Source organism: Sporosarcina quadrami (assembly GCF_014836615.1).
Lineage (GTDB): Bacteria > Bacillota > Bacilli > Bacillales_A > Planococcaceae > Sporosarcina > Sporosarcina quadrami.
The window spans coordinates 49,160-68,936 of sequence record NZ_JACSQN010000005.1; the positions used below are offsets into that span (position 1 = coordinate 49,160).

Here is a 19,777-nt window from a genome sequence, read left to right on the forward strand (position 1 = left end):
GCTCTGTCAATGTAAATAATATTTCTATTAAAAGTTCAGTAGCCTGTTTGTTGTCTTTTATAATTTTCATCGTTCTTTTCAACATACGCAGTCATTATTTCACTATAAGAAAATGCAAGTCTATCGGCAAGCGCCCCATAGTGTATCCACACACTTTCGTAGTTATTCATGTTTGGATTCATGATGAAAGTTTGAATTTCTTTTATCGTCAAAATGAATAAAGCCGTCAAATCACCATCTACATTACCTACAGGCCATTGTTCAAGTGTATCTAAGTTCTTCTCAATTCCAAGAGATAGAATGAAATGGATTGAGTCTACATACTCCTCAAGTATAATTTCACGCTCAGATGGACCTTTCGTGCTCCAAAATTTGAAGCATCTTGTTTCATTCGCCAATTCACCGAGCTCCACTAAAAGTGCAAGACCTTTTTCTGTAAAAACATCCTTAGTAATATGTTGAGTTTGCTTAATATAGGAATCCAATCCTTTCTGCATAGTAAACAAGGTTATTAAATTCATAAAAAAATACCTCCATAAGAAATATATCTTAAACACAAACAATTATTTTAATTATAACCTATTTACAAATTTTAGCGAGTACAAATTGATTATTTTGGAAAAATACCTTCTGATTCTATCCTACTTCCAAAACTCTTTCTAAATTACTTTGTCGCAAACATTTATTACTATAAATTAATGTATTTCGCTTTTTTTACTGAAATAAAATTTAAAATGAATTTATTTTTAATATCTTGAAACCAAACTAATTTTCATCCGTATAGTAAAGTGACTATATATTTTTTTGTGAGGGGTTGCTTGTATGGCGTTGCTATTTCGGCTAGTTATTATTGCTTTCATCGTCTATCTATTCTATAGAGGTATCCGTTATTTGGTGGATCCCAAGCGTAAATTGGACGAAGCCCATGAAAAGGAGTCTTATTATTTTTATGATGATGTGAAAAATGTGAGGAAAAATTTCTTCATTACTTACAAGGGCGCCATGTTTGAAGGAGAGAAATATTTAGGTACAACTGATAATGCATTTGAAGTAGTCTCCATTTTTGTTTGGGTAAAAGATGAAACTACACTTCAAGGTTTTACAAAAGATGATTTCCACTTCTTATCCTCTGAGATTTATTCAAATTATCCGCAAGCAGAAATTAGCTGGAAAAATCCAATTGAACAACTGATGAAAGCCCGTTGAACTCAACACGGGCTTTTTTTACGCATTTTTTACTTGTGAAAAATCTATTCCTAATGTATATACAATGACCATTATATACACTGCTGCCAGAAGAAGGAATCCAATTCGAAAAGTTGTCTTTCTTGTCTTATGTTTGAATAGGAGCATCCCTATATACGCCCCAATACCGCCACCTATAATTGCAAGTAGCCACAAATTCTTTTCTGAAACTCGCCTTCCTCGTTTTTTAGCGCGGCTCTTGTCAAATCCCATCGCTGCAAATGACCAGATCGACATAAAGATAATCCAGCTGATGATTAGTTCATTCATCTTCTCAACTCCTTGCTTCTATTTTACACTGGAATCGATTGAGAGTGAGAGTTTATTTGGGGAATTCTTGGCGTATCGAAACGTAACTCCCGCGCAACGAAACGTACAGACGAATCCTCCAACAAAAAAACCTTGCAAACCGACAAAATGTCGGTTGCAAGGTTTTCTATTATATCAAACGCTTATTTCGCGACTGATTTTTTTGCTGTTTCTGCAAGTTGTGCAAATGCTTGTGCATCTGAGATTGCAAGGTCAGCTAGCATTTTACGGTTCACTTCGATGCCGGACAATTTCAATCCGTGCATTAGTGTGCTATAAGAAAGACCGTTAACACGTGCTGCCGCGTTAATACGTGTGATCCAAAGTCTACGGAAATCACGTTTCTTCTGACGACGGTCACGGTATGCATAGTTGAATGATTTCATGACCTGTTGGTTTGCTACTTTGTAAAGTCTATGTTTTGAACCAAAGTAACCTTTTGCTAATTTCAATACTCGATTACGGCGCTTGCGCGACACTGTTCCACCTTTTACGCGTGGCATAGTTCATTACCTCCTGCTATTCCTAAAGAATGTTGTAATAGTGTTTCACAGGAATCCGGGTTGACGTATGTCGTCATAACTCCGTATAGATTCTCTGAGAAAGGTTGTGCAAATCTTACTTCATGTATGTGAGCATTTGACGGATACGCTTGTAGTCGCCAGAAGAAACAAGTGAAGCTTTACGCAAGTGGCGTTTAGCTTTTGTAGACTTGTTCGCAAAAAGGTGACTTGTATATGCACGGCCGCGCTTCAATTTACCAGTTGCTGTCTTTTTGAAACGTTTTGCGGATCCGCGGTGAGTTTTCATTTTTGGCATGATCTGTTCCTCCTAAATCGTCGCTGTTACTTTTTTTCGGCCGTCGGGGCAAGTATTAGGAACATGCTCCGGCCGTCCATTTTAGGTCTGACTTCGACCGTTGATACTTCCTTACATGCTTCTGCAAAGCGATCTAAAACGCGTTGTCCGATTTCCTTGTGCGTAATTGCACGACCACGGAAACGAATGGACGCTTTCACTTTGTCTCCTGCTTCCAGGAATTTAATACCGTTTCGAAGTTTCGTCTGGAAATCATGTTCATCAATCGTCGGGCTTAGTCGTACTTCCTTCGTAGTGATGATTTTCTGATTCTTTCTAACTTCGCGTTCTTTTTTCTGTTGCTCAAACTTGAATTTTCCGTAGTCCATAACGCGAGCTACAGGAGGCTTTGCTGTTGGTGCGACAAGAACTAAGTCCAAGTTCGCGCGGGCTGCAATTTCAAGTGCCTCAGTGCGTGTTTTAATTCCAAGCTGCTCGCCATTATGGTCAATCATGCGAAGCTCGCGGGCACGAATGCCCTCATTTACGTACATGTCTTTGCTAATAGTAATCCACCTCCGAATGTTGTCTCGCGAATACACGGTTTGGGTATACCGCCCGCAATTCCGACGGTAGGGCCCCATAGTCCATTCGATTAAGAAGAGCACAGGGCACCGGAACGTTCGGAATTATTGCCATCCGCCTGCCTCGCAGGCTATCAAGCAATTTCCTTTAGGAACGTAGCAATTCCGAGGGACTGGTGCCCGTAATCCGGACAATAAAAAAGGTAGACAAATTCGAAATTTGTCTACCCGCTTATGTGTACGTACATAAATGTACGGCACGTTCACTAATGTGTGCTTACCTGTCAACAACTTAAAGCGTCGAGTAGGTGAGAAGCGGGCAGCTCCTTCTTTTTACCACAAACTGTATTCATTAACCTTTATAACTTTACCATCTTCGTTACCCGTTGTCAACAATTTTAATACACAACAGATGAAGCATAGATTATCACTTATGTTCGACGTCTTGTTTGATAAGCTTCAGGAACTCTTCAAATTTCATAACTTCCGATTTCTGTTCACCGTATTTCCGGACATTCACTTCACCGGATTCCACTTCCTTGTCACCAAGGACAAGCATATAAGGAACTTTTTGAACTTGTGCTTCACGGATTTTATAACCGATTTTCTCATCACGGCTGTCAAGATCTACACGGAATCCTTCTGCGACAAGCTTTTCACGAATTTCATCCGCATAATCGAAGTGTGCTGATGGAGAGACAGGGATCACTTCTACTTGGACTGGTGCAAGCCAAGTCGGGAATGCACCCTTATATTCTTCAATCAGGAAAGCAACAAAACGTTCCATCGTCGAAACGACTCCACGGTGGATAACTACAGGACGGTGCTGTTTACCATCTTCACCGATGTATGTCAGGTCAAAACGTTCTGGTAATAAGAAATCGAGTTGAACTGTCGATAACGTTTCTTCCATTCCAATTGCTGTTTTCACTTGAACGTCAAGTTTAGGACCGTAGAATGCAGCCTCTCCGTCCGCTTCAGTATATGGAAGACCAAGTTCATCCATTGTCTCTTTCAACATCTTCTCCGCACGTTCCCACATCTTATCATCGTCAAAGTACTTCTCAGTATCTTGAGGATCGCGGTAAGAAAGACGGAATGAATAATTTGTAATGTCAAAGTCCTTATACACATCGATGATTAACTGAACCACTTTCTTGAACTCATCCTTGATTTGGTCTGGACGGACAAATAGATGGGCATCATTCAATGTCATTCCACGCACACGTTGGAGCCCAGATAACGCTCCTGACATTTCATAACGGTGCATAGTGCCAAGTTCAGCAATACGTAATGGTAAATTACGATAAGAGTGGATGCCATTTTTATAAATCATCATGTGGTGCGGGCAGTTCATCGGACGAAGAACGAGATCTTCATTATCCATACTCATGACCGGGAACATGCCGTCTTGGTAGTGGCCCCAGTGACCGGATGTCTCGTATAACGATTTGCTTCCAAGAACTGGTGTATATACATGGTCGTAACCGAGTTTAATTTCTTTATCAACAATATATCTTTCGATAATACGACGGATTGTCGCGCCTTTAGGCAACCATAAAGGAAGTCCTTGACCAACCTTTTGGGAGTTTGTGAATAAATTCAGTTCTTTCCCGATTTTACGGTGATCACGTTCTTTCGCTTCTTCAAGCATTTGAAGATGCGCTTTCAGTTCTTCTTTTTTGAAGAAAGCCGTTCCGTAAATACGTTGCAACATCTTGTTTTTGGAATCCCCGCGCCAGTATGCACCAGCTATGCTTAACAACTTGAATTCTTTCAGCTTACCAGTGGACGGAACGTGGACTCCACGGCATAAGTCGAAAAATTCTCCTTGTTCGTAAATAGAAACTTGCTCTCCTTCAGGAATCGCTTCAAGAAGCTCGATTTTGTAAGGATCATCAATTTCTTTAAACCGTTCTTCGGCTTCGGCACGTGAAACATCATGACGGACGACCGGTAAGTTTTCACCTATAATGCGCTTCATTTCTTTCTCAAGTTCAGGCAAGTCTTCCGCTGTAATTGGCGTAGGTGAATCGATATCATAGTAGAATCCATTATCGATAGTTGGTCCGATTCCGAGTTTAGCATCCGGGAACTTACGCTTCACTGCTTGAGCAAGTAAATGCGCTGTACTGTGACGCAAGATTTCTAGTGCTTCCAGAGACTGTGGTGTGATAATGGAGAATTCTCCACCTTCTTCAATCGGAGATGTGAAATCGATGAGATTGTCTCCCACTTTACCAGCCAATGCGCTTTTACGCAGTCCAGGGCTAATCGATCCTGCTACATCTTCTGTTGTTGTACCCTTTGGAAACTCTTTTATCGCACCATCTGGAAATTTCAATTGAATGTTTTCTGACATATTAAGCACTCCTCGTCCTATTTTTTTGAACAAAAAAAGCCCCATCCCTGTAAAAGGGACGAAGCTATCGCTCGCGGTTCCACCCTTCTTCCTTCCTTTCTTTGGCACATACCGAAAAAAGGAGCTCTGAAACGGCTAACGGGCCGGGTCCGTCATCAGTTACGAAAAAAGTTCGCTGATGCTGTTCCGAGGTGGTAAAACGATCATCTCAACTGCAAGGTTTCCAGCCAAATGCCCCTGCTCTCTGGTAGTGGATTAATCGGTTCGTGTCCTCTTCAACACATTTTAAATATAATAAACATTAGTATAAAGAAGTATCCTTTGAATTGCAAGAGGAAAATTCAGATTATGAATTTCTTCTGTTCTTCCCTTTCAATTGCACAGGCTTACTGATCATTTTAATACGTTCCATAATTCTTTGCGCTTTGACAGCTTCTTTCTCGCCACGCTGTGTATACGTCAAGTGATCTTCAAGTTCGGAATGATTAAGATTTGAAGTGAAGAATGTCGGCAGTTTTTCGGCCATTCTGTATTGCAGAATCGTTCCAAGCACTTCATCACGTGCCCAAGAAGATATGGACTCGGCACCAAAATCATCTAACATTAGAACAGTCGCTTTTTTGACGAAGTCAATTTTCTCGTTCATTGTTTGATCTTGGATGGATTGCTTGATCTCCCGTAAAAACTCAGGAACATAAACAATAACCGTACGAATGCGTCTGTTGGCAAGCTCATTAGCTAATGCACCAAGGACATATGATTTACCGGTGCCAAACGGTCCATGAATGTATAAACCGCGCTCCGGTAATTTGCCTGTGCTCTTTAATTCATTTAGAAACTTCCATGCTTCTCCAACGACAATAATCCGGCTTTCATCATGCTCAAGGTCAACGTCAGGAAGGCGTGCTTCCATGACATCTTTTGGCATATACATGCTATCAATCATATTGGTAATATTGCGTCGTTCATCATCGATGAGCTTATTCGGGCATTTTATGTAGTCGATGTCGATGAATCCGTGCGATAATATAAGTTTCGGTTCGAAACCTTTCATCACATTCACACAACCGTCAATATTCGGGCACTTATCACATTTGTGTGATGCCGAAACATACTCGAACAGCTTGCCCAGGCTTTTTTCCACGACAGATTTGTCGATTTCACCGGAATGTTCCTCGATGAATTTCTGGACTCCTTGTGACTCCATCACTTCATTTCGCACTTGCTCGTATCTTGCCGCCAAGTCCGAAGAATTGATGACGCGTTTCAATGTTTTTCCTATCCGTTCCATATCAGTTTCCCTCCATTCTCATGGCATCTAGCTTCGCTTGCAGTTCACGGCGCTTTTCATCAATCGCGGGGTCAACTTCTTTAGCAGATGTTTTCTGCTCCTCCGGTTTATTGAACCACTCCGGCACTTTTTCTTCTCTAACAGGCTTTCGACCACTCGATTTCTTGCTACCTTCTTTTTGCCATTTGATGTATTGATCGTGCTCTTGACGTGAAATCTCCATCGCCTGTTTAGCTGTCTCAATCTTTTTATTCGCCCAGTGTGAAGCAATCCTTTCCGCATAGTTCTTCGTGATCTTACCGTCATTTCGGATGGTGATATATTGCAATAGCACATTGACGACACCTACCGTGAATCCGTGAACTGTCACAAGCCTTTCAGCGAGTTGGACATCCACCGGGAGTGGTTCTTTCCCTGTATAATCTCTCAACATGTCACGCGGTGATGTGTGTTCCATGTAAAGAAGCAATTCATCTTCCCTCGTGACAGGTTCTGGAACTACAGGCTTGTCCTCCAACCGGAAGGCTTTTTTAAGTGAAGGGACGTTTTGTGAAATGTTCATCTTATAAAAATCGACAGCTGCTTTCCGAAGTCGTTCTTCAGGAAGTTTCAAGTGTTCGTCAAGCGCCATCATAATTACTTTTTGCATATCTATCGGTGTTAATGAATAAAGGAAAGCCAACTTCTCAATTAGCCGCTTCGATACTGATGACAGGGCTGATTGTGGCACCATTTGTTCCGACAGCCCTGCACGCAGCAGGTTAAAGTCAAAATCAGAGTATGCAAACGGAAGGCCTCCTGACTTGTTACGACTTTCCAATCGACCATTTTCATCATCATCACTTTGCGAACCACTTGAGCGTACAGGTTTATAGACATCTAGAAATGTTCTCGACACTTCTTCATATTGTCCGTCCAATAATTCGTCTGCGGAATAGCTTGTTCTTAATGCTCTGTATGCTTGCTCCCCTATCTTGCTGAACAAAAATGTTGATAACAAAGGATCTTCGAAAAAGCTTTTTGCGTCCATAGGAGGCAGCAGTTCATAAACAAATGTCCGATCGTGCATGTCCTGCTTGCTGTACGTACGAAGTAAGCCAATTGCTTCTAGGGAGATTCTTGCTTCGAAAACTTTTCCTAAAGGCATCGACAATAAATTCATCAAATAATAATGGTTATATTCTCCATCTATTTTCCGTTCAGCATCTGCCCATAAAGTCATGAACAGACTCATTGCATCCGGCCCGATAAGCGGCTGATAGAACAATGTGAGGAGTTGCCTATCATATGTTGAAAACGGGTGTGCCATTTTAATTTTGAATGTATCTACTGGTTGCAATTCTTGATATAGCACTGGACAGTACTCCTCCTTTGTTTTATATCAGCTTGAATTCTACTCTTTTTTCGTCTGCAATTTCTTCAATTCATCAATGAAAACAGTAATATCCTTGTATTGACGATAGACGGATGCGAAACGCACATAGGCGACTTCATCAATATCCGCTAATTTCTCCATGACCATCTCTCCGACATCCTCTGAATTGATTTCCACAGTTCCTGAACTTCTCAATTCTTTTTCGATGAAATAAACGATGCTTTTTAACGATTCCAGTTCAACTGGTCGCTTTTCACATGCGCGTATGAGACCTCTTAATAATTTCTCGTTGCTGAATTCTTCCCGGGTTCCATCTTTTTTAACAACGATTAGCGGCATTTCTTCCACTTTCTCGAAAGTGGTAAAGCGGAATGCACATTTCTCACATTCTCTGCGTCGTCTGATGGATCGATTCTCCTCAGCCGGTCTGGAGTCGACGACCCGGGTGCCGTTATAATGACAAGCTGGACATATCATTGTAAGTTCCTCCGTATTTCCATATAGTATCTTGATTATAACAGAAGTTCATTAAAAAACTTATATCTGTTCATGAACAAATCGTACTGATTTAAATTCAGCCTACTGCTTGCTGCTCTAGAAAAAGAAAATGGCCATGCAAGTTATCGAAATAAACTTGCACAGCCATTTACCATTATTCAGGCATTCACTTTAGTATTTAATGCATTTCCGACTTTCTTCGTTAGTTCAACGACTCTGGCAGAATAGCCCCACTCGTTATCGTACCAAGCAAGAACTTTCACTTTGCGATCGCCCATAACCATTGTCGTGAGACCGTCAATTGTCGCAGACTCAGTCGTTGTATTGAAATCAATGGAAACAAGCGGCTCAGTTGTGAAGCGAATAATGCCTTTTAACGGGCCTTCAGCAGCCTTCTTGAAAGCATTGTTCACATCTTCCGCTGTCACATCTTGTTTCACATCGACTACAAGGTCAACGAGCGAAACGTTAGGTGTAGGAACGCGTAGCGCTAATCCATGAATTTTCCCTTCAAGTTCAGGCAAGACAAGCGAGAGTGCCTTTGCCGCACCCGTTGAAGTTGGGATGATCGATTGAGCACATGCACGCGCACGACGAAGATCCTTATGCGGATTGTCCAAGTTTTTCTGATCGTTTGTATAAGCGTGAACCGTTGTCATAAGACCATTTTCAATACCGAATGAATCATTCAGCACTTTTACGACCGGCGCAAGACAGTTTGTCGTGCAGCTAGCGTTTGAAATGATATTATGTTTGTCAATGTCCAGCTTGTCATCATTGACGCCTAAAACAATTGTTACATCCTCATTTTTACCCGGTGCTGTCAAAATCACTTTTTTCGCTCCAGCTTCCAAGTGTAGTGCAGCTTTATCGCGCGCATTGAATACGCCAGTCGCTTCAATTACAACATCGACACCTAGCTTTTCCCAAGGTAATTTCAATGGATCGCGTTCAGAAAGCAATTCAACACGCTTCCCATTTACTACAAGAGCATTCTCCACCACAACGATCTCACCATCAAACACACCATGATTTGTGTCATACTTAATCAAATGTGCTAACGTTTCAGCGGGGTACGTTGCGTTCACTGCCACCACTTTCACGTCATCCTCCATGATAATTTGGCGGAAAACCATACGTCCGATGCGTCCAAACCCGTTTATCGCTATAGAAGTAGTCATGAAATAAATCCTCCTGAATAATGTTATACTTTTTATAGTTTATCCGTTGATTAGTATAGCACATTTTATTTATGTAGAAAGAGTTTGTGAACAAATTAACAATGTTCAACTTTTCAGAGTTTATATTACAATTTAACATTCCACCCAAAAAGAATTGAGTCGAGCTGTTTTTCTGTCTCTAACAAAGAACCGTCATTATGGATGACAGCGTCGGCTTGCTTCTCTTTTTCACTTACAGGTATTTGAGAAGCAATACGTGCGTCCGCTTCTGATTCCGATAGATTATTCCTCGCAATAAGACGCTCCCGTTGGATAGCCGGTTTTGCAGAAATGACGATGATCTTATCAACATACGACTGGAGTTTGCTTTCAAATAACAACGGAATATCCATGACGACTGTTTTCGCACCTTCATCAAGCCATTGTTGCTTTTGTCTGATCATCTCAGATCGGACAGCAGGATGCATAATAGCGTTCAATTTCCCGCGATCCTCTTCATTAGTAAATATGCGGGCTCCTAATTTTTCGCGATCCAATGTTCCGTCAGGACATATTACATCTTCACCAAAAACAGCAGCAATCTCTTTAAGCACCGCACTTCCGGGTTCCACGACGAGTCGGGCTATCTCATCGGCATCGACTATCGGAAATCCCTTGTTTTTCAACATCCGTGAAACAGTACTTTTTCCCGTTGCAATACTTCCAGTCAACCCAATGATCATTCAGAGCACCATCCTCACTTTTGACATTTCGTGCAGTAGACAGATGTCCTGCCTGCTATTTTCATAGTCTTCGTCTCATATCCGCAAGTTGGACAATTTTTCTTTCCATACATTTTCAACCTATCCTGCATTGAACCTGCTTCGCCGTTAATATTACGATAGTCGGAAATCGAACTTCCACCCGCTTCAATGCTTTCAAGGAGTACATCGACGATTGTCTGGAATAATTCTCTCAACCGTTTTTCACTAATTCTTGAGGCGGCCCGAGCGGGATGAATATTCATTCTGAAAAGTGCTTCTGTCGCGTAAATATTGCCGCAACCTGAAATGATCTGTCCATCCATGATCAATTCTTTAATCGGTTTACGTGCGTACTTAGTTTTTGAGGTCATCTCAAGAAAATGCTCGACAGCTAGAGTATCAAAAGGCTCAGGCGCCATTTTCAATAAAGGCAAATAATCGCCTTCTTCTCTAAGCAGTCGTAACTCTCCGAATCTCCGGATATCTGAATAGACGAGCAGACCACCGTCTTCCATCGTTAACACAACATGAATATGATCTTTAAACCGTTTTTCGGTCACTTCATCAACAGTATTGACAACAAACCACGCGCCTGTCATACCAAGATGGCTGACAAGCAAGTAGGTCTGTCCAAACTTCTCCATATGGAAATAAATATATTTACTTCTTCTCGATACATTATTAATTGTCATACCTGGCAACGCGTTAACTAAGTCTTCTAAAGCAATCCCTTTAACAATCGCTTCTTTACCAAGTTCTTTTGACTTTCTGATGACATCAGAAATGTATACTTTCGAAATAGTCCTTCCTGAAGAGGCCGGCGATAATTCTCTGACGACCCCTTCCACTTCAGGTAATTCAGGCATTGCAATTCCTCATTTCGTTTCATACCAGGATAAGCCGAACGCTGACTCCACTTTCAACGGAACGTCAAGATTTAAAGCTGACTCCATTACTTCCGGCACGATTTTGTTCAACTTGGCGATTTCATGTTCAGGTGCTTCAAAGATTAATTCATCATGAACTTGTAGAAGCATTCTCGCTTCCATCTTTTCAGCCTTTAATCTTGCATCCATGTCAATCATCGCTTTTTTAATAATATCAGCTGCTGTTCCTTGAATTGGCGTGTTCATCGCAGTTCGTTCTGCAAAGCTTCGCAAATTAAAGTTTGAGCTCGTTATTTCAGGCAAGTACCGTCTTCTGTTCATCATTGTTACGACATAGCCTTTCATTTTAGCATCAGAGACGATATCTTCCATATATTGTTTAACGCCAGGGAATGTCGCCAAATACGTATCGATAAACTTCTGCGCTTCCTTACGAGTAATATTTAAACTTTGAGAAAGCCCGTAATCACTTATTCCGTACACAATCCCAAAATTGACCGCTTTTGCAGTACGTCTCATATCAGAAGAAACGCTTTCTTTATCGACCCCGAAAACGTCCATTGCTGTTTTCGTATGGATATCCTCGTCTTCGCGAAATGCGGAAATCATTTTCTCATCTTGCGACATATGCGCGAGAACACGCAATTCGATTTGCGAGTAATCCGCTGCGTACATAATCCAACCCACTTCTGACGGGACGAAAGCTGAACGGATTTTACGCCCTTCTTCAAGTCGTATCGGTATATTTTGCAAGTTCGGGTTTATGGAACTTAATCTCCCTGTTTGTGTTAAAGCTTGCTGGAAACGTGTATGAATCTTACCATCTTCATGAATTTCTTTTGACAGTCCTTCGATGTATGTCGAATTCAGTTTGCCAAGCTGACGATACGTTAAAATGAATCCGATAATTTCATGTTCACTTTCAAGTTTTTCTAGAACATCCGCTGCAGTCGAGTAACCTGTTTTCGTCTTTTTAATAGGCGTCAAACCGATCTTCTCAAATAAGATCTCACCCAATTGTTTCGGTGAATTTATGTTAAAAGATTGTCCAGCCATCTCAAAGATAATCGACTCAAGTTCAGACAATCTCGCGGTAAGTTCAATCCCGATTTGTTGTAAAATGCTTAAGTCTGTTTTGACGCCTGTCGATTCCATCTTGCCAAGAATTTTCGCAAGCGGCATTTCAAGCTCCCGATACAATTCAAATTGCTCATTGTCCCGTAGCTTTTTTTCCATAATCGACTTCAGTTTCCAAACTGCCTGCGCTTTTCTCCCTGCATGATCAGCTAATATGCCCTCTTCTGGTAATTTTTTCTTTGCACCTTTACCATAAACGGCTTCATCGCTTTCGATATCGGAATAACCAAATTCCTTCGCAACAGATGCAACATCAGTATAGGAAGAAGAAGGATTCGCGATATATGTCGCGAGCAATAAATCGAATTCAAATCCATTCACTTCAATTCCGCATCTCAACATGGACGCATAAGCAGCTTTGGAATCAGATGTATATTTCTTCTTGCTTTCATCCACGAACCATTCTTTTAACTTTGCAGATTTTTTCACTTGTTCAATTGGTATATAGATAATTGACTCTCCGTCTGTCATACTGACACCTGAAACGTCTGATGCTAAATAGTTTTCATCATACATTTCAACATGGAAAGCCATTGCATCTGATAAATTTAAGATCTCAGTATCCATTTCAATCCGGACATTGATATCTTCAATTTGAACGTCCTCTTCATCACTAGTAGACATTTTTTCAAGAAGTGTTTTGAATTTCAATTCTTCATATAGCGTTTTCACATTTTCGTCGTCCGGTCCGTTGTACTGCAAATCGTCAATCGTAATCGTAATGGGTGCTTCGACTTCAATAGTGGCGAGTTTCTTACTCATGTAAGCCTGTTCTTCATTGTTCGTCAAATTTTCTTTAAGCTTTTTCCCGGAAATCAAATCAAGTGACTCGTACACTTTTTCTACAGAACCGTATTCTTTCAATAATTTAAGTGCAGTCTTTTCTCCGACACCAGGAACACCAGGGATGTTATCCGAAGCATCGCCCATCAGACCTTTCATATCAATGATTTGCGGAGGAGTAATACCATATTTTTCCATAATGTGTTCCGGAGTATACATTTCAAGGTCTGTAATCCCTTTTCTCGTAATGCAAACAGTCGTATGCTCGCTTGCAAGTTGGGTCAAGTCTTTATCTCCTGAAATGACGACCACTTCAATGCCTTTTGCGTCGCCCGCTTTGCTCAAAGTGCCGATAATGTCATCCGCTTCATATTGGTCGAGTTCATATTGTGTAATTTGAAAAGCATTTAGCAATTTACGCATGTAAGGGAATTGCTCAGACAGTTCAGGTGGGGTTTTCTGTCTGCCGCCTTTGTATTCGCCGAACGTTGAATGACGGAAAGTTGTCTTTCCCGCATCCCATGCGACGAGCATATGCGTTGGCTTTTCCTCATTTAAAATATTTTGCAACATCATTGTAAATCCGTAAATCGCATTTGTATGAATACCACTATCATTCGTTAGTAACGGCAACGCAAAAAACGCACGGTATGCTAAACTGTTGCCATCTAAAAGCACAATTTTTTCTTTTGACAAGTTCGATTCACTCCTTAAAGTAGGCAATAGATTATTCCAATAAAAAACGTCATCTCCATCCATCTTACCACGTAGGTCAGATGAATAGAAATGACGTCACTTGTCACTCCAAGTATCCTGTCAGTACTTTCGCATATGGCGAATCCGCTGGCATGATGATCATCGTATCATCACCAATCGTTTTCGAATAGGATTGCAATGTTCTGTACAGATTGTAGAACTCTGGATCTTTGGAGAATGCATTATTGTAAATTTTAGCAGCCTCCGCTTCCCCTTCAGCGTGGATAATTGCAGCATCTTTTTTCGCTGTTGCAAGCATTTCCTGAACTTCTCGATCCGTATTCGCTTCAATCTTTTTCTTTTCAGCGTCCCCTTCAGATAAATATGTCTGTGCAGTGGAATCACGTTCTGAAATCATTCGAGTATAGATGGAGTGTTCGTTTTCTTCTGGCAAGTCGATACGCTTCATACGTACATCGACAACCTCGATACCGAAGTTTCCTTCTTCAAGGAATTCATTCACTTTCGCTGTGACACGGTCATTCAAGCTACCACGAGAAGAGTTCTCATCGTTGACAACGTCCACATAATCCAATTGCCCCATCTCATTTCGAATGACGGAATAGATGAATTCTTCCATTCTGGATTCTGCATTTATAATATTTCTGGCGTTGGAAATCATTTTACCTGGATCGTTTATTTTCCAAATCGCATAATTATCAATGATAATACGCTTCTTATCTTTTGTATTAATTTCCGCTTCAGAAACATTGTATGTCATTTGGTTTTTCGGCAAACTTGTCACAGACTGAATGAACGGGATTTTCATATTCAATCCAGGTTCTTTGATGATTCGGGTAATTTCTCCGAACTGACGAACAACACGATATTCATCTTCTTTGACGATAAACGTATTGGCAAGAAGAATGACCGCAATTGCAAATATAACCGTCACTGTTATAGCAGCTTTAACATATTTCTTCATATTAAAAGGACGTTTTGGCGTCACGACCTTACCAGTTCCAGTTGCGGTTTTCTGTTTAGCGCGTTGACGTTCCAAAAACTTCTCTTCTATGCTCTTAAAAGGATTATTTTCATTAGACATCAGTTTCCGCCTCCTTCCGTTTTATCACTGACAGGTGGCGGAGTTCCACTCTCCAATTGGTTTAAAGGTAAGTATTTCAATGTTTCGCCGTTATCATTCATTATATAGATCTTAGCTTTAGGCAAGATTTGTTCAAGTGTTTCAATGATAAGTCTTTGACGCGTAATCGACTTATTCTTTTCATACTCCGCACTAAGATCATTGAATAATGCCACATCACCTAATGCTTGTTCAATTCTCGCAGTCTTTTGTCCTAATGCCCTCGACTGGATGGCTTCCTTTTCACCGACCGCTTCACTTTTCAGCTGATTCATATATTTTTTAGCTTCGTTAATTTTCGTCTGTTTCTTTTCCCGTGCATCTGTAACAGCTGTAAACGCTGCACGGACATCTGCATTTGGCAGTTCTACATCTTGTAACTTAACACCTTGTATTCCAATTCCGATATCATATGTTGCGATAAGATTTGTTAACAGCTCTCGTGCTTTCGCTTCAATTTCCGCTTTACCATCCGTCAGCGCTGAATCGATTTTTGAACTACCGATAACAGAACGAATCGATGCTGACGTTGCATCATGCAGTATTTCTTGTGGATTTTGAGAATTAAAAAGATATTTTTGTGGATCTATAATTTTCCACTGTACAATGAGATCGGCAAGGACAATATACTCATCACCCGTAATCATTTTTGTCTCTTTATCAAAAGAAACTAAATCTCCATCCGCATCTTGTTTGTAACCGAATTGGAGACTGAATGTCTCCTTGGATAATTTTTCAACTTGTTGAATTGGCCATGGCAACTTGAAATGCAGCCCTGAATCTGTAATTGGCGCATCCGCTTTACCGAAAGTAATGACAACAGCCTGTTCAGATTCATCAATAGTGTACCAAGTCGTAAAGGCGATGATCAGTAGCAAAATTCCTGCAATGACCATACCTGCAGCTACTGAGGCTCGGCGTGTACTCATAATTGTATTTCCCCCTTAATATATGTATCTATTAGGTATACGGACAGGGGCCTTAGAAGTTTCAAAAATTACAGATTCACTCTTTTTACATTTTACGTTCAGGAAAGAAAAAAGTGAATTTTGTTCCGATATCCTTCTCGCTTTCCACCTTTACTGTACCTCCATGAGCTTCTATTAAGTGCTTAACGATTGCAAGACCAAGACCCGTCCCCCCCGAATCCCTACTTCTTGCGCGGTCCACCCGATAAAAACGTTCAAATAGACGAGGGAGCTCTGCTTTGTCGATACCAATTCCCTCATCTTCAACAACAATTGTCGTACCTTCCATTGTTGCCGAAACTCCAACTCTAACTGTTGTCTCCTCTTTGGAATAATTGACAGCATTCGTTAAAACATTCACCATCACTTGGATAAGCCTATCTGAATCAGCAAGGATCATCGCAGTTTCGTCCACTTCGCTAATGATTCGCATTTTTTTCTTTTCCACAGCTCCAGAAACAATCTTTTTTGCATCTTCAATGATTGATGAGAGCGACACTTTTCTAATGTTTAGATCGAATCCTTCTTGTTCAATTCCCGAAAGCTCTAGCAAGTCATCAACAAGAAGATGCAAACGATCACTCTCTTTCTGAATAATTGTAAGGAAGTCTTTCAATATTAACTCGTCACTCATGGCACCATCCAACAAAGTTTCTGTAAATCCTTTAATGGACGTTATGGGTGTGCGGAGTTCATGGGAAACGTTTGCGACAAAATCTTTCCTTACTTTCTCCAATCGAATTAGTTTTGTAATATCATGGAAAACGACAATAATTCCTAACCAGTTGCCATGTCGACCGATGACAGGTGCGCCGTAAACACTTACATATGATTCATTTATCTGGATTTGACATTCATGTACTTGCTCAGTTAGAAAAACATCTTCAATAAGTCGTTCAATCCCCTCAGGCAAGCCGACCTCCTTGAACGTTTTCCCGATAATCTCCTCACGTCGGAAGGAGAACGTATTTTCAAAGACCCCATTTACTAAGTTTACTGATCCTTCTCTTCCAAACATAAGAAGGCCGCTTCCCATACTTTCAATCAAAGTTTTAAGTCGTTCTTTTTCCATTGCTCGCAAAATCGATATTTCTTGCAAGTTTCTAGCAATCTGATTGACAGCGACACCAAGGTCATTGCTATACCTATCATCAATTGGCGTTCTCGCCAGATTATCACCGTTTGCGATCATCTGTGCAGTATATGTTACTTGATCAATTGGATTCGTATATTGACGGATCACACGTGTTCCGATAAAAAGTGTAAGTAAAAATGCAACTGTAAGTATGAACGACAGGAAATACCAATATTTCAATTGGATTTGTCCTGTTATTTCAACGTCAATCAAATGGAAAAACTGGCCGAGGACAATGCCTAGACCAGCAAGAAGAATTGCTAATATCGTTGCAAAAGCGATTGATAATCGGGTATAAAGACTTTTCATGTCAATTTTTCTCCTCAAATTTATAGCCAATTCCTCTAACCGTCTTTATATAATCGGGTTTCCGAGTATTTTCTTCAATTTTTTCACGCAAATGACTTACATGTACGTCTACGATACGTGTATCACCCGCAAAGTCATAGTTCCAAACGGCACTTAGCAGTTGATCACGATTCAACACACGGTTCTTATTTTGCATGAAATAGACAAGTAGTTCGAATTCTTTTGGTGTAAAATCAAGTGATTCCCCTTTTAACTGCACTTCATACTGCTCAGGGTGTACCGTAAGCTCTCCAGACGTCAATACTTGTCCGTTCTCAATGGCATTTTCAGAACGGTCGCCCGTGCGGCGCAGCACCGCTTTAACTCGTGCAATTACTTCTCTCGGACTAAACGGCTTCGTCATATAATCATCCGCACCGATTTCTAGTCCAATCACTTTATCCGTCTCTTCACCTTTAGCTGTTAGCATTATAATCGGTGTGTTAATATTTCGTTGCCTAAGAGTTTTACATACTTCTACACCATCCATCACAGGCAACATAAGATCAAGTAAAATCAAATCCGGATTTTCAGATTCAACCATAAGAATAGCTTCTTTTCCATCCGCCGCCATGACAGTTTCATAGTTCGACTGTTTTAAATTATAGTCTAGTAATGTACGAATCGGTTGCTCATCGTCTACAATTAAAATCTTAATAACTGTTCACCCATTTCCCTCTATTTGTCTCTTTAGAAATTATCCATTGCATGAGATGTCAATTGCTCTTTAATGGCTGGCGGAATGACCGTAACAGTTCCCGAGATAACTGTGTCTCCCTTTTCGTTTTCCGCTTCAACCATAATGATAATAGATTTGTTTTCCAGTTCCACTCGAATGACTTCAAATTGAAAATTAATCGTCTCATAGTGGTAAACATGGTTAGGGAAAATCAAATGTTGCTCAGTGACATGCGAACCTGGTCCAGGCAAATATTTAGAAATCGCCGAAATGACAATACCCGTCAACATAACAGCAGGAACAATCGGTTTTTCGTAATCAGTTTGAGAGGCATAATCATGTTGAATATAGAGCGGATTCGAATCATTTGTTAGTCCTAGATATAATAGCAAATCCTTATCTTCGATTTTTTCCGTAAGCTTCAACTTTTCACCAACACTTATTTTATCCACTTCTCGTCCAAGTCTTCGCTTTTTACCTAATATCAAATTTCTTCCTCCTTCATTCATGGGGATTAACATTCGTATTATACAAAGTGTAACAATATTCACTCGAAAAGAGCAAGCAACGAGTCTAGCAGATTGCATGGAAAAACCCGAACCGCTAAAAGGCAGTCCGGGTGAATTAGTTATTTATTCTAGCACTTTCATGACAGTTTTAACTGATTCGACTGATTTTGCCAATCCTGCTTTTTCATCATCCAGCAAATCGAGTTCAATAATCTTTTCGATGCCGCCAGCACCAACTACAGTCGGTACACCTAAATAGATTCCATGCAAGTCATATTCGCCTTCAAGGTAAGCAATAGTTGGCAACACTCTTTTTTGGTCTTTTAAAATAGCTTCAGTCATTTCAACGAGTGAAGCGGCAGGTGCATAATAAGCAGAACCATTACCAAGCAAATTGACAATTTCCGCTCCCCCCTTACGCGTCCTCTCAACAATCTCTTCCAATCTAGCCGGCTCAATTAATGACGTAAGAGGAACTCCACCCGCTGTTGAATAACGAACTAAAGGCACCATGTCATCCCCATGACCTCCGAGAACAAATCCCGTCACGTCTTTCACTGAAAGATTCAGTTCTTGCGCTACAAACGTACGGAAACGGGCTGTATCCAACACGCCCGACTGTCCGATGACACGTTCCTTAGGGAAGCCGGATTCTTTGTAAACAGTATAAGTCATTGCATCAACAGGGTTTGTCAAAACAATGATTGTCGTCTGTGGTGAATGTTTTACAATATCGTTCGTCACTGCTTTCATGACTTTTTGGTTCGTTTGAACAAGATCATCCCTACTCATTCCAGGTTTGCGGGCAATTCCTGCTGTTATAATGACAATATCGGAGTCTTTTGTATCTTCGTAGTTTGAGGTACCTGTTATGTTTGCATCAAACCCAAGGACAGGTCCCGCTTCAAGCATATCAAGGGCTTTTCCCTTTGTCGGATTTTCCATTTGTGGAATGTCGACAAGTACTACGTCACAAAGTTCTTTTTGGGCGAGTAGAAATGCTGTTGTGGCACCTGTGAAACCCGATCCGATTACTGAGACTTTTTTTCGTTTCATCGTCATGAAAACCTCTCCTTTGTCGTTTCGAATAGATATAACAGTTAAT

The 19,777-nt window shown here is 40.7% G+C and carries 20 protein-coding genes and 1 other annotated feature; of the genes, 1 reads left to right on the forward strand and 19 read right to left on the reverse strand.

All coding sequences use genetic code 11. From position 1 onward, the window contains the following. Positions 1–35: 35 nt before the first annotated feature. Positions 36–521 (reverse strand): dUTP diphosphatase, encoded by a 486-nt coding sequence (locus H9649_RS06670; protein ID WP_191693958.1) that lies wholly within the window; start codon positions 519–521, stop codon positions 36–38. Between the two features lie 301 nt (positions 522–822). On the opposite strand from H9649_RS06670, the gene H9649_RS06675 reads away from it, so the two are divergent. Continuing rightward, a complete protein-coding gene (locus H9649_RS06675; RefSeq protein WP_191693959.1) occupies positions 823–1,206 on the forward strand; it encodes a sigma-w pathway protein ysdB in 384 nt (127 codons plus the stop codon). Between the two features lie 18 nt (positions 1,207–1,224). On the opposite strand, the gene H9649_RS06680 is transcribed toward H9649_RS06675, so the two are convergent. The 18 genes from H9649_RS06680 to mdh form a co-directional block, all read right to left on the reverse strand. Beyond that, positions 1,225–1,515, reverse strand: coding sequence for a DUF1294 domain-containing protein (locus tag H9649_RS06680; protein WP_191693960.1), 291 nt, complete (start codon positions 1,513–1,515; stop codon positions 1,225–1,227). 182 nt (positions 1,516–1,697) lie between these two features. Continuing rightward, positions 1,698–2,057: a 50S ribosomal protein L20 gene (gene rplT, locus H9649_RS06685; protein WP_191693961.1), complete on the reverse strand. Its 360-nt coding sequence runs from the start codon at positions 2,055–2,057 to the stop codon at positions 1,698–1,700. Between the two features lie 115 nt (positions 2,058–2,172). Continuing rightward, positions 2,173–2,373: a 50S ribosomal protein L35 gene (gene rpmI, locus H9649_RS06690; protein ID WP_191693962.1), complete on the reverse strand. Its 201-nt coding sequence runs from the start codon at positions 2,371–2,373 to the stop codon at positions 2,173–2,175. A gap of 26 nt (positions 2,374–2,399) precedes the next feature. Then, positions 2,400–2,906, reverse strand: coding sequence for a translation initiation factor IF-3 (gene infC / locus H9649_RS06695; protein WP_191693963.1), 507 nt, complete (start codon positions 2,904–2,906; stop codon positions 2,400–2,402). A gap of 457 nt (positions 2,907–3,363) precedes the next feature. After that, positions 3,364–5,298 (reverse strand): threonine--tRNA ligase, encoded by a 1,935-nt coding sequence (gene thrS, locus H9649_RS06700; protein ID WP_191693964.1) that lies wholly within the window; start codon positions 5,296–5,298, stop codon positions 3,364–3,366. 51 nt (positions 5,299–5,349) lie between these two features. Further along, positions 5,350–5,586 (reverse strand) — a binding site (T-box leader). 58 nt (positions 5,587–5,644) lie between these two features. Next, positions 5,645–6,589: a primosomal protein DnaI gene (gene dnaI / locus H9649_RS06705; RefSeq protein ID WP_191693965.1), complete on the reverse strand. Its 945-nt coding sequence runs from the start codon at positions 6,587–6,589 to the stop codon at positions 5,645–5,647. Position 6,590: 1 nt separating this feature from the next. Beyond that, positions 6,591–7,943: a replication initiation and membrane attachment family protein gene (locus H9649_RS06710; RefSeq protein ID WP_318241660.1), complete on the reverse strand. Its 1,353-nt coding sequence runs from the start codon at positions 7,941–7,943 to the stop codon at positions 6,591–6,593. Positions 7,944–7,982: 39 nt separating this feature from the next. After that, the gene (gene nrdR / locus H9649_RS06715; RefSeq protein WP_191693966.1) at positions 7,983–8,441 is read right to left on the reverse strand and encodes a transcriptional regulator NrdR; all 459 of its coding nucleotides are present in this window, start codon (positions 8,439–8,441) and stop codon (positions 7,983–7,985) included. Between the two features lie 179 nt (positions 8,442–8,620). Beyond that, on the reverse strand, positions 8,621–9,643 hold the full coding sequence (locus tag H9649_RS06720; RefSeq protein WP_191693967.1) for a glyceraldehyde-3-phosphate dehydrogenase: 1,023 nt from the start codon (positions 9,641–9,643) through the stop codon (positions 8,621–8,623). Positions 9,644–9,768: 125 nt separating this feature from the next. Continuing rightward, the gene (gene coaE, locus H9649_RS06725) at positions 9,769–10,365 is read right to left on the reverse strand and encodes a dephospho-CoA kinase (RefSeq protein WP_191693968.1); all 597 of its coding nucleotides are present in this window, start codon (positions 10,363–10,365) and stop codon (positions 9,769–9,771) included. Between the two features lie 14 nt (positions 10,366–10,379). Further along, positions 10,380–11,252: a bifunctional DNA-formamidopyrimidine glycosylase/DNA-(apurinic or apyrimidinic site) lyase gene (gene mutM, locus H9649_RS06730; protein ID WP_191693969.1), complete on the reverse strand. Its 873-nt coding sequence runs from the start codon at positions 11,250–11,252 to the stop codon at positions 10,380–10,382. Between the two features lie 9 nt (positions 11,253–11,261). Next, on the reverse strand, positions 11,262–13,889 hold the full coding sequence (polA, locus tag H9649_RS06735) for a DNA polymerase I (protein ID WP_191693970.1): 2,628 nt from the start codon (positions 13,887–13,889) through the stop codon (positions 11,262–11,264). 103 nt (positions 13,890–13,992) lie between these two features. Next, positions 13,993–14,994, reverse strand: a complete 1,002-nt coding sequence (hflC, locus tag H9649_RS06740) for a protease modulator HflC (RefSeq protein WP_191693971.1) — start codon at positions 14,992–14,994, stop codon at positions 13,993–13,995. After that, the gene (hflK, locus tag H9649_RS06745; protein WP_191693972.1) at positions 14,994–15,962 is read right to left on the reverse strand and encodes an FtsH protease activity modulator HflK; all 969 of its coding nucleotides are present in this window, start codon (positions 15,960–15,962) and stop codon (positions 14,994–14,996) included. The genes hflC and hflK overlap by 1 nt, the downstream gene beginning before the upstream one ends. A gap of 85 nt (positions 15,963–16,047) precedes the next feature. Next, positions 16,048–17,445, reverse strand: a complete 1,398-nt coding sequence (gene pnpS, locus H9649_RS06750; RefSeq protein ID WP_191693973.1) for a two-component system histidine kinase PnpS — start codon at positions 17,443–17,445, stop codon at positions 16,048–16,050. A gap of 1 nt (position 17,446) precedes the next feature. After that, on the reverse strand, positions 17,447–18,142 hold the full coding sequence (locus H9649_RS06755; protein WP_318241663.1) for a response regulator transcription factor: 696 nt from the start codon (positions 18,140–18,142) through the stop codon (positions 17,447–17,449). A gap of 32 nt (positions 18,143–18,174) precedes the next feature. Continuing rightward, complete coding sequence (locus H9649_RS06760) at positions 18,175–18,648, reverse strand: MaoC/PaaZ C-terminal domain-containing protein (RefSeq protein WP_191694178.1); 474 nt, start codon at positions 18,646–18,648, stop codon at positions 18,175–18,177. A gap of 147 nt (positions 18,649–18,795) precedes the next feature. Beyond that, positions 18,796–19,734 carry a malate dehydrogenase gene (mdh, locus tag H9649_RS06765; RefSeq protein ID WP_191693974.1) on the reverse strand — a complete coding sequence of 313 codons (939 nt, stop codon included), beginning with the start codon at positions 19,732–19,734 and terminating at the stop codon, positions 18,796–18,798. Between the last annotated feature and the right edge of the window lie 43 nt (positions 19,735–19,777).

What these genes read in the sequence shown, in the direction of transcription:
- H9649_RS06670 (WP_191693958.1), bottom strand. Translation starts at nt 521, where the DNA reads ATGAATTTAATAACCTTGTTTACTATGCAGAAAGGATTGGATTCCTAT.
- H9649_RS06675 (WP_191693959.1), top strand. Translation starts at nt 823, where the DNA reads ATGGCGTTGCTATTTCGGCTAGTTATTATTGCTTTCATCGTCTATCTA.
- H9649_RS06680 (WP_191693960.1), bottom strand. Translation starts at nt 1,515, where the DNA reads ATGAATGAACTAATCATCAGCTGGATTATCTTTATGTCGATCTGGTCA.
- rplT (WP_191693961.1), bottom strand. Translation starts at nt 2,057, where the DNA reads ATGCCACGCGTAAAAGGTGGAACAGTGTCGCGCAAGCGCCGTAATCGA.
- rpmI (WP_191693962.1), bottom strand. Translation starts at nt 2,373, where the DNA reads ATGCCAAAAATGAAAACTCACCGCGGATCCGCAAAACGTTTCAAAAAG.
- infC (WP_191693963.1), bottom strand. Translation starts at nt 2,906, where the DNA reads ATGTACGTAAATGAGGGCATTCGTGCCCGCGAGCTTCGCATGATTGAC.
- thrS (WP_191693964.1), bottom strand. Translation starts at nt 5,298, where the DNA reads ATGTCAGAAAACATTCAATTGAAATTTCCAGATGGTGCGATAAAAGAG.
- dnaI (WP_191693965.1), bottom strand. Translation starts at nt 6,589, where the DNA reads ATGGAACGGATAGGAAAAACATTGAAACGCGTCATCAATTCTTCGGAC.
- nrdR (WP_191693966.1), bottom strand. Translation starts at nt 8,441, where the DNA reads ATGATATGTCCAGCTTGTCATTATAACGGCACCCGGGTCGTCGACTCC.
- H9649_RS06720 (WP_191693967.1), bottom strand. Translation starts at nt 9,643, where the DNA reads ATGACTACTTCTATAGCGATAAACGGGTTTGGACGCATCGGACGTATG.
- coaE (WP_191693968.1), bottom strand. Translation starts at nt 10,365, where the DNA reads ATGATCATTGGGTTGACTGGAAGTATTGCAACGGGAAAAAGTACTGTT.
- mutM (WP_191693969.1), bottom strand. Translation starts at nt 11,252, where the DNA reads ATGCCTGAATTACCTGAAGTGGAAGGGGTCGTCAGAGAATTATCGCCG.
- hflC (WP_191693971.1), bottom strand. Translation starts at nt 14,994, where the DNA reads ATGTCTAATGAAAATAATCCTTTTAAGAGCATAGAAGAGAAGTTTTTG.
- hflK (WP_191693972.1), bottom strand. Translation starts at nt 15,962, where the DNA reads ATGAGTACACGCCGAGCCTCAGTAGCTGCAGGTATGGTCATTGCAGGA.
- pnpS (WP_191693973.1), bottom strand. Translation starts at nt 17,445, where the DNA reads ATGAAAAGTCTTTATACCCGATTATCAATCGCTTTTGCAACGATATTA.
- mdh (WP_191693974.1), bottom strand. Translation starts at nt 19,734, where the DNA reads ATGACGATGAAACGAAAAAAAGTCTCAGTAATCGGATCGGGTTTCACA.